Here is a 12,946-nt window from a genome sequence, read left to right as displayed (position 1 = left end):
GCCTTGGGTATATTGGCGCTCTTACGGTTTTATTAAGAGCGCGACATGAAAGTCCTCCACACCTCAGATTGGCACCTTGGCCAACAATTTTACGAACACGATCGCCGTGTTGAACATCAAGCTTTTTTTACATGGTTATTAGCCACTCTTGTTGAACAACAAATAGACTTACTTTTAGTTGCTGGCGACATTTATCATACAGCAACTCCAAGTGCTAGCGCTGAAAATCAGCTTTATCAATTTATTAAAGACGCCAAAAAAGCATGCCCACTATTACACGTAGTGATTATTGCGGGTAACCACGACTCTGCAAATCGTATTTTGGCAGCTCAGCCATTACTTGCACAGTTTGATACTCACGTAGTAGGGCGCTTTGATGTCGCAACACCCGATGAAACTGTTATTACCATAAATACCAATGGTAAACGCGCTGTAATCGTCGCTATGCCATTTTTACGCGCAAGTGATGTAAGTTTACTTAGCCAAACCGAAAACGGTCCTAGTTATGCTCAAGGCGTTTCAAAAGCTTACGAACTTGCACTAGAGCAAGCTACTAATATAAACGAGCAAAACTCACCATTAATAGTTATGGGGCATTTACACGCAAAGGGCGGGGACATCTCAAGTGATTCTGAGCGTAACTTAGTAATAGGTGGTGAAGAGTCTATTTCAGCCAATGTATTTGGTAAACAAGCCAACTACGTTGCCCTTGGGCACTTACACAAAGCGCAACAAGTCGCTAAAAGTGATGTTATTCGCTACAGCGGCACACCTATCCCTATGTCGTTTTCAGAACGTAACTACACGCACCAAGTAAATGTTGTTGAGTTTATTATTGATGAAAAACAACATATTAGTACAACTGTAAACCCCCTTTACATTCCGCGCTCTGCCGATGTAATTATTTTACCAAAAGGGGAGTGTGTACCATTAAGCGAACTATGCGAGCAAATTAAAGCGCTCGACACTGCACAAAATACAATAGCGCCTTATTTACGTGTAAAGCTTAAATCAAGCGATACCGACACAACATTCAGAGAACAAATAGAACAAGCACTTGAAGGTAAGCATATTAAATTTTGTGGTATTGAACGTGTACGTGAGCAATCAGCGCAAAATGACGACAACACCGTATTTGAAGATTTAAGCGAAGTTGAAATGCTCAATCCACTAAACCTATTAGAACAAGCGTTCGCAAACGATAAAGACATGGCAGGGCAAAGCGTACCCGATGAGCTAAAAACACTTTTAAGTGATGTGATAAACGAGCTTACGGAGCAAGAACAACTATGAAAATAACCGCAGTTCGTATTCATAATTTAGCTTCAATAGTTGACGCTGAAATAGACTTTACTAAAGCCCCATTAAAAGATGCAGGATTGTTTGCTATAACAGGCGATACCGGTGCTGGTAAAAGTACCTTTTTAGATGCTATTTGTTTAGCCCTTTATACAAAAACAGCGAGGCTGCGCGGTGATAAAGGTAACTTAATTGAGTTTAACGGCGACAGCATTAAGCTTAATGATGCGCGAAACTTGCTACGCAGAGGTACATGGGAAGGTTACGCCGAGGTCGACTTTTTAGGACAAGATAAACAGCTTTATCGTGCGCGCTATACAATTGCACGAACCCATAAAAAAGTAACAGGCAAACTTAAAGTAGCAGAGCACACTTTAGTAACCCTGCCAGACGAAACCCTTATAGCTGACAAAAGCCACACAATAAAAGAAGTCGAGAGTAAAATAGGGCTTAACTTTGAGCAATTCTCCCGTGCCGTACTTTTAGCACAACATGAGTTTGCTGCGTTTTTAAAAGCCACTGGCGATGAGCGAGCGCAACTTTTAGAGTGCTTAACAGGTACCGATAAATTTAGCCGTATTGGCGTGCGTATTTTTGAGCGCCATAAAGAGCAAGTAGCAACGCTTGAAGCGCTTAAAGCTGGTCTTGAAAGCTATACTTTGTTAACGAGCGATGAACTTGAGCTACAACAAACCAAGTTAACCGATTTAAAAGCGCAAACCGAACACACTAAAAAAGAGCTATCCAAAACCGAAAAAGCACTTAACTGGTATCAGCAAGCTACAGTACTTGAGCAAAACTTACTGCAAGCACAGCAAACCCAGCAACAAGCAAGCTCAGCGCTTGAAAGTATCGTTGAGCAAAGCGAGCAGGCAAAACAAGCTAAACAAGCGCTTGAAATAAAAGATAACCGCAGCCGTTTTAATTTGTTAACCGATCAAAATACGGCTTTGGATCAGCAAATAACATCGCTTAAAAGTGTTGATCATTTAGCGGTAATTAACGAGCGTAATACCGCGCTTACTAAACACACCGAGCTGCTTAATAACGCCAATGAGCAAAAACAAAATGCAGCGCCCGTTATAGCTAAAGCGCGAGAGCTCGATAGCAATATAGCCTTGCAAACTCAAGCTGTAAAAGGTACTGAGTCGCAAATAACCAAAGAGCAATCTCTATTAGATGAGCTCAAACAACAGCTTAAACAAAGCAATAGCGAGCTTGAACTTGCTAATACCGACTCAGCTAAAAGCCAGCAATGGCTTAATGAGCATGCACAGCTGCATGTTTTAGCAAAAGACTGGAGCTACTATCAGCAAAGCTTTAATACTTACTTAAATGCACAGCAGCAATTAACCGCAAACCTTGCACAAAGCCAAACTCTTAATAGCGAGCTTGCAAGTCAGAGCGATCTTTTAAATGCGCAAAATAATAAAGTGCAGCAGTGCGAGGTGGCACTTAGTGGTGAGCAATCAACTTTACAGGCATTAAATACTCAGCTTAATGAATTTAATGCAGAGCACTGCGACGCGCAGCTAAAAAGTATTGATTACTTAAAAGAGCAGCGAGAGCGCTACGGGCAATTTAACGCAGAACTAAAACAAAGCACTCAACGCCAACAAGTACTTAATCAGCAGTTAAATGAAAGCCAGCAAGCCCATGCTTTACTTAATCAGCATTTAATAACCAGTGAGCAAGCGCTTAAAGGCAGCGAGTACGCACTTAACCAAGCGCGCTTAAGAGCCAGCGAAAACGTAGAACATTTACGCACAGAGCTTCGCCCTAATGAGCCTTGTTTAGTGTGCGGCGCAACGGAGCACCCGTATGCGGTAAATCAAAATCAGCAATTAAATAACTTAATTACTGATTTTGAGAATGCTTTTAATATAGCTAAAAAGCAATTTGACCATGCACAAAGCGAGCTGCATAAGCACCAAACTCAACATGCCGTATTAACTGCTGAACACGGACAACTTGAGCAAATAATACAAACAGCAAAAGCTAAACAGCTCGACATTAAAAATACCATGCAAGGTGCACGCACCGAGCTTAACGACTTAACGCCTGATCAGCTTGAAGTAACTTATAAGCAGTTAACGGAGCAAAAAGCGCAATACTTTGAGCAGCAAAAACGCCAACGTACACTGCAAACTAAAGTAAATGAGCTACTAGCAGCACTTAAAGCAGAGCAGCAAGTACAGCAGCAACTTAGTAATAAACACCTTGAGCTTACACATCAGCAAAACCAAATAACGAGTAAGCATAGCGAACTAAGTGCGCAAATTAACGAGCTCGGTACAACGCTTAATAGCCAATTTGAAAACAGTGATTTTTGGCAGCAACTACAAGCCAATACGCTTGAGCTTACCCAGTTGCACGAGCAAGTTACGCAGTATCAGCAAACTCAAATGCAACTTGAGCAAAGCCAAAAACGTCAAGACACAGCTAATGAGCAAATAAAGCAGCTCACACCGCTTATAAGTAACAACGAACAATCGTTAAAAGCACTTAATGAAGAGTTTGTAAAAGCTAAAGAGCTATTAAACGCTACGCAAAGTGAGCGCTTAGCTTTATTTAATAACGAGCAAATAAGCGCAGACGACTACCAAGCAAAACTTACAAGTGCGCAAGAGCAAATGCAATCGCAGGTTCAAGCGAGTCAAAAAGCATATGACGACGCTATAAAACAACGAGATGAGCACGCTATAACGCTTAAAAATGTTGAGCAACGCTTACTTGAAAACAGCCAAGAGCTAGCAACGCTTGAGGCACGTTATAACCAGTGGTTTACTGACTTTAAAGCGCAATATAGCAATGCAACGCACGAACAGGTCAAAATTTTACTAACGCTCAGTAGCGATACTATTAAAGCGCATTTAACTCAGCACGAGCAGTTAACTCAAGCCCTAACAGATGCAAACGCCGCATTAAAACAGCAGCAACTTACGCTTGAAAAACACAACAGTAGCGATAAACCAACGCAAAGTGCAGAGGCTTTAAGTACTCAACTAAGCAGCTTAAACGAGCAACAAACGCAGCTGCAAAATTCATTACTAGCAACTAATACCGCTATTGAGCAACACAACCAAAACGCAAAAGCGCTTGAAGGTAAGCAGGCTGAGTTAACTAAACTTAAAACGCTGGTTGAACAGTGGCATTTGCTTAATAAAGTATTGGGTGATGCAACGGGTAAAACCATGCGTAACTTAGCGCAAACACAAACGTTAAAAATATTACTGCACTATGCCAACAGCCATTTAAAAACACTCAACAAACGCTACGAATTAACCGCCATAGCGCAAACGCTCGACATTGCGATTATCGATCGCGACATGGCCGACGAGCAACGCTCTGTTAATACACTCTCAGGCGGGGAGTCATTTTTAGTATCGCTCGCACTTGCACTTGGTTTAGCATCGCTTTCGTCAAACAAAGTACAAATCAATTCTTTGTTTATTGACGAAGGGTTTGGTACGTTAGACAGCGAAACCCTAAGCATTGCAATGGACGCTTTGGATTCTTTGCAAGCACAAGGCAGAAAAGTAGGCGTTATATCGCACGTAACACAAATGAGCGAGCGTGTAGCCACTCAAGTGCATGTAGCCAAAAAGCCAGGTGGATATTCCACAGTTGAAGTTTTATAAGCAACATTACTGAAAACAAGGAGATACAATGCCAACGTTTACAGGCGAGCAAGCAACACAATACGATAGCCGTATAACCCGTTTAGTTCCTGGTTATGAATTATTACATCAGCTCACTAACGCGCAGCTAAAAGCAACGCTAAGCGATAATGCGCATATTTTAGTAGTAGGGGCAGGCACAGGCAAAGAAGTACTCGCATTAGCGGCACTAAACCCTACATGGCAATTTACCGCGCAAGATACATCGGCCGATATGCTTGCTATCGCGAAGCAGCAATTTGATGAGCAAGGCATAGCAAGCCGCGTTAATATTCATAGTGGACCTGTTAATAAATTATCGGTTAAAGCCGATGCCGTTTTATGTTTATTGGTAATGCATTTTGTACAAGATAACGGCGATAAAAAAGAGTTACTAAAAGCGATTAAAGGAAGCCTTAAAAAAGACGCAAACCTTTATATTGCAGATTTAATGCGCCCTGAAACTTCATTTGAGCGCGAAGCCCAGCTTACAACGTGCGCGCAATTGGGTTTAACCGAAACAGGTAAAACACAAACAGGGCACGACTTAGAAAATGAGTTTTACCCGCTTGATAGAATGCGCTTTAGCGAACTGCTAAATGAGTGCAAATTTGGCATTCCGAAGCTGTATTTTAAAGCGCTAGGCTTTAGTGGGTATGTAGTTTAAGTTTTACAAGCTGAACAAGCACCCGCTATTTGGCACCAATAAAAACACCGAGTGAACAAACTCGGTGTTTTTATATAACCCTCTCTACACCACGCTTTTATTTTATACGTAGGTCGGTTAAGCGAAGCGCCACCCGACGCTCTAATATCCACATCACTCAGATCATTACTGTGCCAGCAACCCTAACCAATCTCTCCAAGCGCTTTCATCGCGGCTTGTGCTTTATCTGTTTGTACAAAAATATGGTCGTGATAAAACGCAGCTACCACATTAGCACTTATATTATGCTCAGTGAGCTTTGCAGATACCGCAGCGGTTAAACCAACGGCCTCTAAACTTGAATGTACATTAAGAGTAATTAAATTATATTTACCCTCGTAAGTAATACCTGCTTTATCGGCGGTTTCAGCTTTTAAAATAAGGGTTAGCCCTTCCTCTTCAACGTAAGTGGCAAGTGGCTCTAAGTGAACATAATCAGCCAATTTCCCTGCCAAACAGCAAAATATGTATTCACCTTGTTTAAGCACAGGCTGCATTGATTTTAATAATTCGTTTAACTCTAAAATTCCGGCCATGGTCGTTCCTTACAATGTGTTATTTTTTTAGCTGCGCGACTAGTTCGCTTAATCTCGCAATTTTTATATTACTTAACTGTCTATAATCAAAATATGGGCACACAATAATGTTGTTACTGGTGTCTATTGCAAACTCGTCGTCGAGCCAATCAAATTGTGCATGTAACTTACCTTGTTGTAATAAGTTTTTAGCGTGCGTACGACCGGCAATTATGTGCAACTGGTTTTTATTGCTAGTAGCTTTATTTGCACACGTAATAGTAGTGTTAGGCGCGCTAAATAGCAGGGCAGTTTTACTGTTTTTTTGCAGTAAATACTCATCGCGATATTGTTGCCAAGTAGGGGCTTGTTTAGCAAATGAATAATGCTCACTTGGCAGGGAAAATAGCACTTTGGCGTAAACGTTAAATACCTTACGCCAACCATTACCACAGTGCTGGTTTATGGTATTTATTTGCTCATTTATAACCGGTTCTAGGCATTCAAGTGTTTCAAAAAACGGCATTGGCGGCGCTTTTGCTACGTATACCGCCACGCTAAATTGCGTATCACCTAAGCCAACTAATTGGGTATTCAAGTTAGTTAGCCTTGTTTTGCGCTAAAATACGGTCGAGGTTATTTGCAAAGTTTTGGCGATCGGTTTGGCTAAGTGGCGGTGGCCCACCACTCATTTCTACGCCACTTGAGCGCATGGTATCCATAAAGTCGCGCACGTTAAGTATTGAGCGGATATTCTCGGTGGTATAAAGCTCGCCACGCGGGTTGAGTGCTTGCCCGCCGTTATCAATTACTTCACTTGCTAGCGGAATATCGCCAGTAATAACTAAATCGCCTTTTTCAATACGTTTTACTATTTCGTCGTCGGCTACATCAAACCCCGACGATACTTGAACGCGGCTTATGTATTTTGACGGCGGAATACGCATTGCGTGATTAGCCACTAAAATAGTCTCGATTTTCATACGCTCTGCAGCTCTAAAAAGTATTTCTTTTATAACAACAGGACACGCGTCTGCATCTACCCAAATTTTCATGCTATGGTCATTTTTATTGCTTTAGAATTAATATGATCCTATAGCAAAATTTTTTAATCGGCTAGCAAACTTTATATCCATCTATATTTAGATAATACGTACTATTTATGTAATTTAAAAAGGAGCTTACATGAAGGCTATTAAATACGGTTTACTTATTACAGGGCTATTTTTTCTTAGTGCTTGCAACAGCCCTCCTGAGGGAATAACACCCGTTAAAAACTTTGATATACAAAAATATAAAGGAAAATGGTTTGAAATAGCGCGTCTTAATCACTCGTTTGAAGAAGGTATGGAGCAAGTTACCGCTACTTATTCAATTAACGACGACGGCACAGTAAAGGTCCTTAACAAAGGGTATTTAACGGATGATAAAAAATGGAATGACGCCGAAGGATTAGCCAAGTTTGTTGAAGGCACCGACACAGGGCATTTTAAAGTCTCGTTTTTTGGTCCATTTTATGGCGCTTACGTGATTTTTGAACTTGACCAACCCGATTACCAATATGCATTTATAACCAGTTACAACAAAGATTACTTGTGGTTTTTATCGCGTACACCAACGGTTAGCAAAGAGCTTAAAGAACACTTTTTAACTAAAGCTAAAGAGTTGGGCTTTGCTACCGATGAAATAATTTTGGTAAACCAAGAGACTATGTAAAGGGGGTTTACAGTTAGTTATATACGTTTTTAAAGTAGTAATAAAAGAGTAATTTAACTGTAAAGTAACTTACATATATTATGGTTATATTGTATGCACTTGCCGTGAGACAGCAAGTATTAGAAACACTGAATATCCCCTATTGTTGGCAAGCTATATAGCTTGCCATTTTTTTTGCCTAATATATGAGAAAATAACGGATCACGTTTTTACTAACTAAGGCTAGTTTAACGCTAAAAACAACCCACTTAGTACAACTAACACGCGATTTAAAACACTAAACCACTTTACGTAGCCTACTAAAAAATTATAAAAAACCATTATAATTAAGACACTTAGGCTCATAAACCCGCAAAATAGTAATGTTCCATATCCACCTTGAGTAACTATACAAAGCACCAAGCTTAGTAAAATACTGATCCAAGCAGCTAATAGCAGCTTTTTACGTTGGGATTCTGTAGGGCGTTTTTTAAATACATCTTTAAAATGATTATACTTAGCCAGCGCAAAACAGTTAAAACTGAGCAGGCATAGGCTAAACCCAAGTAAATCAATCATGGTTTTTGCCTTTTAAGGTTATTAGATTGACTAGGGCTGATTATTTTTGAGTTGTTTTTAGCAGTACGTAATTTTTCGGTTTGTATAAAAAACAATATACTAAATAACAAAAACAGTGCATCAAAAGTAAATAAAGCCCACTGTTTGTGCATCAAATAGCTAATTAGATTACCGTTAGTTGTAAGTGCATTAATAACCGGTACGCTTAAACATGCAACAGCATTTATAGCTGCCATAACTCGCCATTGCAGTGTGTCGCGCTTTATAAGTGCTAAAAGAGCAACCGCTAGCCATGTTAAAAAGAACGCGAGTATTTCTTTATCGGCGCGCTCTGCGGTAGTTGGGCTAAGTAGTCTGTTAGCAATAAAAAATGCACACGTTGCCAGTGGAAGTCCCATAATAGTGGCTAGGTTTAACCCTTCAACTAGTTTTAAACCAAACGAAGGTTTAACGTTATTTTTAGTTCGCTCGCGAATTCGCTTAGCCCACATAATACAGCCAGAGCCAATCATTACACAGCCTGCAATACCGCCTAATACGTATAACCAACGCAGTAACCACGTAGCTAAACGCCCCGTATGCATTGAATTAAGCGACTCGTAAAGCGCTTTGCTGCTAGTTAGCTCGTCATCAGTTTTAGCGACCATTTGCCCTGTAGCACCACTAAATATTAAGCGTGGTGCTTGGTCACGTAGTGCTTTACCTGCGCTTACCAATACGGTAATTGTTGAAGCTGCCATATTTGGTTGGTTAACTTGTACGCGAGTAATATCTGCATGAGGCCACTTAGTATAAACCTGATCCAAAATGCTTTGAATCGGCACCATTGATGATTCGCCTTGGGCTTTATCGGTCATGGTGTTGCGAGGGGTTACATCGTTAAAAAAGCCACGCATGCCGTTATCGTAAGACGTTTGCGCAGGGTAGGGAAACAACATAAATATGAGCGTAATCATGCCCGTGTAAGTAATCATTAAATGAAAAGGCAGGGCAAGCACAGAGCTTAAATTGTGGGCATCTAACCACGTACGGCTACCTTTATTACGTCTAAAACTAAACATATCTTTAAAAATACGCTTATGAATAACCACACCCGAAATAATGGCAATCAGCATAAAAAAGCTAGCAAAACATACAATCCAGCGTGCGGTTATTGCATCCATGTAATGTAAATCATAGTGCAGCCGATAAAAAAAGTTACCACCTTTAGTATCTACAAAGGGTTCAAGCTCTTTCATGGTATTAGGGTTTAACTGTGTGTTTTTAAACTGGCTGCGGCGCTGGCCTGGCTCTTTTGGCTTTGCATAACCATAAATTAAATAAGGAATACGCGGCTCAGGTAATGTAATACGCCAGCTTGATGAGTTAGCTCCATGGTTAGCTAAGTAATCGAACCCTGTAATTATTTGTTGTTTTTGCGCTTCTATACGCTGTGTTTGGGCTTGTACATTATGTATGGCAGGTTGATTCCACAGCGTTATTTCGTCTCTAAAAAAGCTAAGTGTTCCTGCAAAAAATATTAAATATAATAACCAACAAACGAGTAACCCTACCCAAGTGTGTAACCAAGTCATCGATCTAAAAAAGCTGTCTTTCATACCCAACCCTTTAGTAATACAAGCAATCCGATAAACGCACCTGTACTTAGTAAAATACTGATCCAAACTTTTCTTAATGATTTAACGCTAAAGGCATAAATAAATACTACGGCATAAATTAAAATGCTGATTGAAACACTAAACAGTACAGCGTCTTGCTTAGCTATTGGCAATACAAAACTTAATAACGCAGTACTTGCAGAGGTAAAGGCATAGCCACCAATTATGGCAATAAAAAAACGTAAAAATACCAAAACTCGATAACTGCTTACGCTTTTTACTATAAGCGCAATTACGTTAACCTTATCGAATGGCGCACTGTGCAAAGGTGCCTGCATAGTTAATTAATCCCTTTATTTAAAGCTGAGGATAAAACAAAGGCGCTATTATATATGTTACAAATACAAAAGATAGCTATTCTCATTTACGGCGGCTAACTTTTAGTAAATTATCCTTCTTACTTAACCTGAACCTTGGTTAACAGGTTTTATACGTATTGAATTATGGTGATATTTAAATTTATTTTCTCTAGGGCTGAAAATAGCTGCTCGAGATAGATTTATTATCCAGAGTTCAGATTACTTAGTAAAATACTGATCTGTTATTGTTTAATGATATTGCACAGGCTGCATGTAAAGCTTAAGGTTAATAAACTGAGTAAAAATAAAGAGTGAAATAACGATGAGCGATCACGAAAAACTAAATTACGTAGAGTTTCCTGCATGCGACTTACCCGCAACTAAGGCCTTTTTTAGTCATGTATTTAATTGGCAGTTTACTGACTACGGCCCAGAATACACGGCGTTTAGTGGGCAGGGGTTAGATGGTGGGATTTTTCAGGCTCCATTAAAATCACTAACTCAGCATGGGGCAGCATTACTTATTTTTTATAGCGACGACATACACGCAACCTTTAAAAAAGTAGAGACATTTGGCGGAGTAATATTAAAACCTATTTTTGAGTTTCCTGGCGGTTGTCGGTTTCACTTTACAGAACCAAGTGGTAACGAATTTGCGGTATGGGCGAAAGAACACTAGGTACTATAAGGGCTGTAGGGCATTTAGGCTTAAAGATCAGGATTTTACTAACTAATCGCCATTTTAGATAAAATAAACCGATTTTTTACCAACTCATTTATCCTAAATGGCCATTTAGGATAAAAATTAAGCATTTAAGGCCAAATAAACATGAATAGTCACCAATTAATAGACCAAGTTAGTAAATGCGTGATCTGTGATCCTCATTTACCTTTAGGGGCTCGACCTGTAATACAATTTAACCCAAACGCACGTATTTTAATCGCGGGCCAAGCACCGGGTATAAAAGTTCACGAAACAGGCGTGCCGTTTAACGATGCAAGCGGAAACCGCCTGCGAGAATGGCTTGGGCTAACAAGGGATGAATTTTACGATGCTAATAATATAGCCATTTTACCTATGGGCTTTTGTTATCCGGGTAGGGGTAAGTCGGGTGATTTACCACCGAGAAAAGAATGTGCCCCAGCATGGCGCGAGCAATTATTGGCTGCACTACCAAATATTGAGCTGACAATAGTATTAGGTAAATACGCGCAGGCGTATCATTTACCGGAGACTAAAAAAATGCCACTTACGGAGTTAGTAAAATCGTGGCGTGAGTATTGGCCAAATTATTTAGTGCTTCCACACCCCAGTCCGCGTAATAATATATGGCTTAAAAAGAATCCATGGTTTGAGCAAGATGTACTTCCAGAACTGGATAAACGCATTGCGACTATTTTAAATAAGTAATGCTTCTAGCTATTGCAAAGAGGCGTTACAGTTAACTTAAAAATTAACACTCCAATTAAAAACAATAACAAACGAGGCTGTCTAATTTGAATGCATCTATATTAACCGAAGTAATACTTCCGCTCGCTCTTGCACTTATTATGTTTGGTATGGGTCTTGGGCTCACAACAAACGATTTTACTCGTCTATTTAAAAGCCCGCTTGCCATTGTTATGGGTTTAATAGGCCAACTTGTAGCAATGCCTTTATTAGCATTAGGGCTGTGTTATTTACTTAACCTACCAACGCCTATCGCTATTGGTTTAATGATATTAGCTGCCTGCCCAGGCGGTACTATGTCAAATGTAGTAAGCCAGCTTGCTAAAGCTAATTTAGCGCTTTCGGTAAGTTTAACCGCTGCCTCTACCGCAATTAGTATAATAACCACACCGTTTATTATTGGCTTTGCTATGAGTCAGTTTGCCCCAGCAGACGATGCTACTTTTTCTATTTTAACTACTTCATTAGGGCTATTTTTTATTACCTTAGTGCCAGTTGCTATAGGCATTTGGTTACGTCACTTTAAAAGTGATTTTGCTATTAAAGCAGAGCCGTTTTTTAGACGCTTCTCGTTGTTTTTTATGCTTATGATGATTGCAGCACTAGTAATAAAAGAGCGCGATTTATTAGTTAGCTCATTTAACGATGTATTTTGGGCGTGCATAGCACTTAATATTGGTTCAATGGTTGTTGGTTGGTTAATTGCTAAGTGTTCAAAATTAAATTTAACTGATTCGCTGACGCTTTCAATTGAGGTTGGAATTCAAAATGCATCGTTAGCTATTTTAATTGCTATTAGCTTTTTGAATAAACCAGAATACGCGGTTACCGGTGGCGTGTATGGCCTTGCTATGTTTATAGGGCCACTGCTATTAATTGGCGGGTTAAAGCTTAAAAATAAACGTACCGCTAGGGCTGTTAACTAGGACTTTTAATTAGGGCATGTTGACCAAGTTACTTTAATTTAAGGCTACGGATAACGTAGCCGTAAACTCCAGTCTAAAAATACCACCAGTTAAATGTATGCTCAGCACCCATCGCGTCAACAAGTTGTAGGCTTACAAAAGACTTTCAAGCTTGAATATT

The 12,946-nt window shown here is 39.9% G+C and carries 13 protein-coding genes; 7 read left to right on the top strand and 6 right to left on the bottom strand.

Annotation, left to right across the window (positions count from 1 at the left end; genetic code table 11):
- The first annotated feature begins 45 nt into the window (after positions 1–45).
- Genes CXF89_RS00980 through CXF89_RS00970 form a run of 3 tightly spaced genes read left to right on the top strand, consistent with a single transcriptional unit; the run spans position 46 to position 5,625 of the window.
- Entirely contained in the window at positions 46–1,293 is a 1,248-nt protein-coding gene (locus CXF89_RS00980; RefSeq protein WP_121953536.1) for an exonuclease SbcCD subunit D C-terminal domain-containing protein, read from the top strand.
- Complete coding sequence (locus CXF89_RS00975; protein ID WP_121953535.1) at positions 1,290–4,940, top strand: SbcC/MukB-like Walker B domain-containing protein; 3,651 nt, start codon at positions 1,290–1,292, stop codon at positions 4,938–4,940. Before CXF89_RS00980 ends, CXF89_RS00975 begins: the two co-directional genes overlap by 4 nt.
- Positions 4,941–4,968: 28 nt before the next feature.
- Positions 4,969–5,625, top strand: coding sequence for a class I SAM-dependent methyltransferase (locus CXF89_RS00970; RefSeq protein ID WP_024592702.1), 657 nt, complete (start codon positions 4,969–4,971; stop codon positions 5,623–5,625).
- A gap of 182 nt (positions 5,626–5,807) precedes the next feature.
- Here the strand turns inward: CXF89_RS00970 and CXF89_RS00965 are convergent, their stop codons facing one another.
- Genes CXF89_RS00965 through CXF89_RS00955 form a run of 3 tightly spaced genes read right to left on the bottom strand, consistent with a single transcriptional unit; the run spans position 5,808 to position 7,234 of the window.
- A complete protein-coding gene (locus CXF89_RS00965; RefSeq protein WP_121953534.1) occupies positions 5,808–6,200 on the bottom strand; it encodes an ACT domain-containing protein in 393 nt (130 codons plus the stop codon).
- Between the two features lie 19 nt (positions 6,201–6,219).
- Entirely contained in the window at positions 6,220–6,777 is a 558-nt protein-coding gene (locus CXF89_RS00960; RefSeq protein ID WP_121953533.1) for a DUF6942 family protein, read from the bottom strand.
- Between the two features lies 1 nt (position 6,778).
- Positions 6,779–7,234, bottom strand: coding sequence for a YaiI/YqxD family protein (locus tag CXF89_RS00955; RefSeq protein ID WP_007376692.1), 456 nt, complete (start codon positions 7,232–7,234; stop codon positions 6,779–6,781).
- 130 nt (positions 7,235–7,364) lie between these two features.
- Here CXF89_RS00955 and CXF89_RS00950 point away from each other — a divergent pair, with 130 nt between their 5' ends.
- On the top strand, positions 7,365–7,895 hold the full coding sequence (locus tag CXF89_RS00950) for a lipocalin family protein (protein WP_121953532.1): 531 nt from the start codon (positions 7,365–7,367) through the stop codon (positions 7,893–7,895).
- 222 nt (positions 7,896–8,117) lie between these two features.
- Here CXF89_RS00950 and CXF89_RS00945 read toward each other — a convergent pair whose 3' ends face one another.
- From CXF89_RS00945 to CXF89_RS00935, 3 genes are read right to left on the bottom strand one after another with little or no spacing between them, the layout of a single operon-like run.
- Positions 8,118–8,453 (bottom strand): DUF3325 domain-containing protein, encoded by a 336-nt coding sequence (locus CXF89_RS00945; protein ID WP_121953531.1) that lies wholly within the window; start codon positions 8,451–8,453, stop codon positions 8,118–8,120.
- The gene (locus CXF89_RS00940) at positions 8,450–10,051 is read right to left on the bottom strand and encodes a PepSY-associated TM helix domain-containing protein (protein ID WP_121953530.1); all 1,602 of its coding nucleotides are present in this window, start codon (positions 10,049–10,051) and stop codon (positions 8,450–8,452) included. The genes CXF89_RS00945 and CXF89_RS00940 overlap by 4 nt, the downstream gene beginning before the upstream one ends.
- Positions 10,048–10,389 carry a hypothetical protein gene (locus tag CXF89_RS00935; protein WP_007583591.1) on the bottom strand — a complete coding sequence of 114 codons (342 nt, stop codon included), beginning with the start codon at positions 10,387–10,389 and terminating at the stop codon, positions 10,048–10,050. Before CXF89_RS00935 ends, CXF89_RS00940 begins: the two co-directional genes overlap by 4 nt.
- A 343-nt stretch (positions 10,390–10,732) precedes the next feature.
- Between CXF89_RS00935 and CXF89_RS00930 the strand changes: the two genes are divergently transcribed.
- The 3 genes from CXF89_RS00930 to CXF89_RS00920 all read left to right on the top strand — a co-directional run bounded on the left by CXF89_RS00930 (position 10,733) and on the right by CXF89_RS00920 (position 12,786).
- Positions 10,733–11,089 carry a VOC family protein gene (locus tag CXF89_RS00930; protein ID WP_007583589.1) on the top strand — a complete coding sequence of 119 codons (357 nt, stop codon included), beginning with the start codon at positions 10,733–10,735 and terminating at the stop codon, positions 11,087–11,089.
- Between the two features lie 150 nt (positions 11,090–11,239).
- A complete protein-coding gene (locus CXF89_RS00925) occupies positions 11,240–11,821 on the top strand; it encodes a uracil-DNA glycosylase family protein (RefSeq protein ID WP_121953529.1) in 582 nt (193 codons plus the stop codon).
- 86 nt (positions 11,822–11,907) lie between these two features.
- Positions 11,908–12,786, top strand: a complete 879-nt coding sequence (locus CXF89_RS00920; RefSeq protein ID WP_024591551.1) for a bile acid:sodium symporter family protein — start codon at positions 11,908–11,910, stop codon at positions 12,784–12,786.
- Positions 12,787–12,946: the final 160 nt, after the last annotated feature.

The sequence above is a fragment of the Pseudoalteromonas sp. MelDa3 genome (assembly GCF_002863625.1).
Lineage (GTDB): Bacteria > Pseudomonadota > Gammaproteobacteria > Enterobacterales > Alteromonadaceae > Pseudoalteromonas > Pseudoalteromonas arctica.
This window is presented reverse-complemented; position numbering and strand designations above follow the sequence as displayed.

Excerpts from the sequence above, each read along its gene's own strand:
- CXF89_RS00980 (WP_121953536.1), top strand. The coding sequence starts at position 46 with ATGAAAGTCCTCCACACCTCAGATTGGCACCTTGGCCAACAATTTTAC.
- CXF89_RS00975 (WP_121953535.1), top strand. The coding sequence starts at position 1,290 with ATGAAAATAACCGCAGTTCGTATTCATAATTTAGCTTCAATAGTTGAC.
- CXF89_RS00970 (WP_024592702.1), top strand. The coding sequence starts at position 4,969 with ATGCCAACGTTTACAGGCGAGCAAGCAACACAATACGATAGCCGTATA.
- CXF89_RS00965 (WP_121953534.1), bottom strand. The coding sequence starts at position 6,200 with ATGGCCGGAATTTTAGAGTTAAACGAATTATTAAAATCAATGCAGCCT.
- CXF89_RS00955 (WP_007376692.1), bottom strand. The coding sequence starts at position 7,234 with ATGAAAATTTGGGTAGATGCAGACGCGTGTCCTGTTGTTATAAAAGAA.
- CXF89_RS00950 (WP_121953532.1), top strand. The coding sequence starts at position 7,365 with ATGAAGGCTATTAAATACGGTTTACTTATTACAGGGCTATTTTTTCTT.
- CXF89_RS00945 (WP_121953531.1), bottom strand. The coding sequence starts at position 8,453 with ATGATTGATTTACTTGGGTTTAGCCTATGCCTGCTCAGTTTTAACTGT.
- CXF89_RS00940 (WP_121953530.1), bottom strand. The coding sequence starts at position 10,051 with ATGAAAGACAGCTTTTTTAGATCGATGACTTGGTTACACACTTGGGTA.
- CXF89_RS00935 (WP_007583591.1), bottom strand. The coding sequence starts at position 10,389 with ATGCAGGCACCTTTGCACAGTGCGCCATTCGATAAGGTTAACGTAATT.
- CXF89_RS00930 (WP_007583589.1), top strand. The coding sequence starts at position 10,733 with ATGAGCGATCACGAAAAACTAAATTACGTAGAGTTTCCTGCATGCGAC.
- CXF89_RS00925 (WP_121953529.1), top strand. The coding sequence starts at position 11,240 with ATGAATAGTCACCAATTAATAGACCAAGTTAGTAAATGCGTGATCTGT.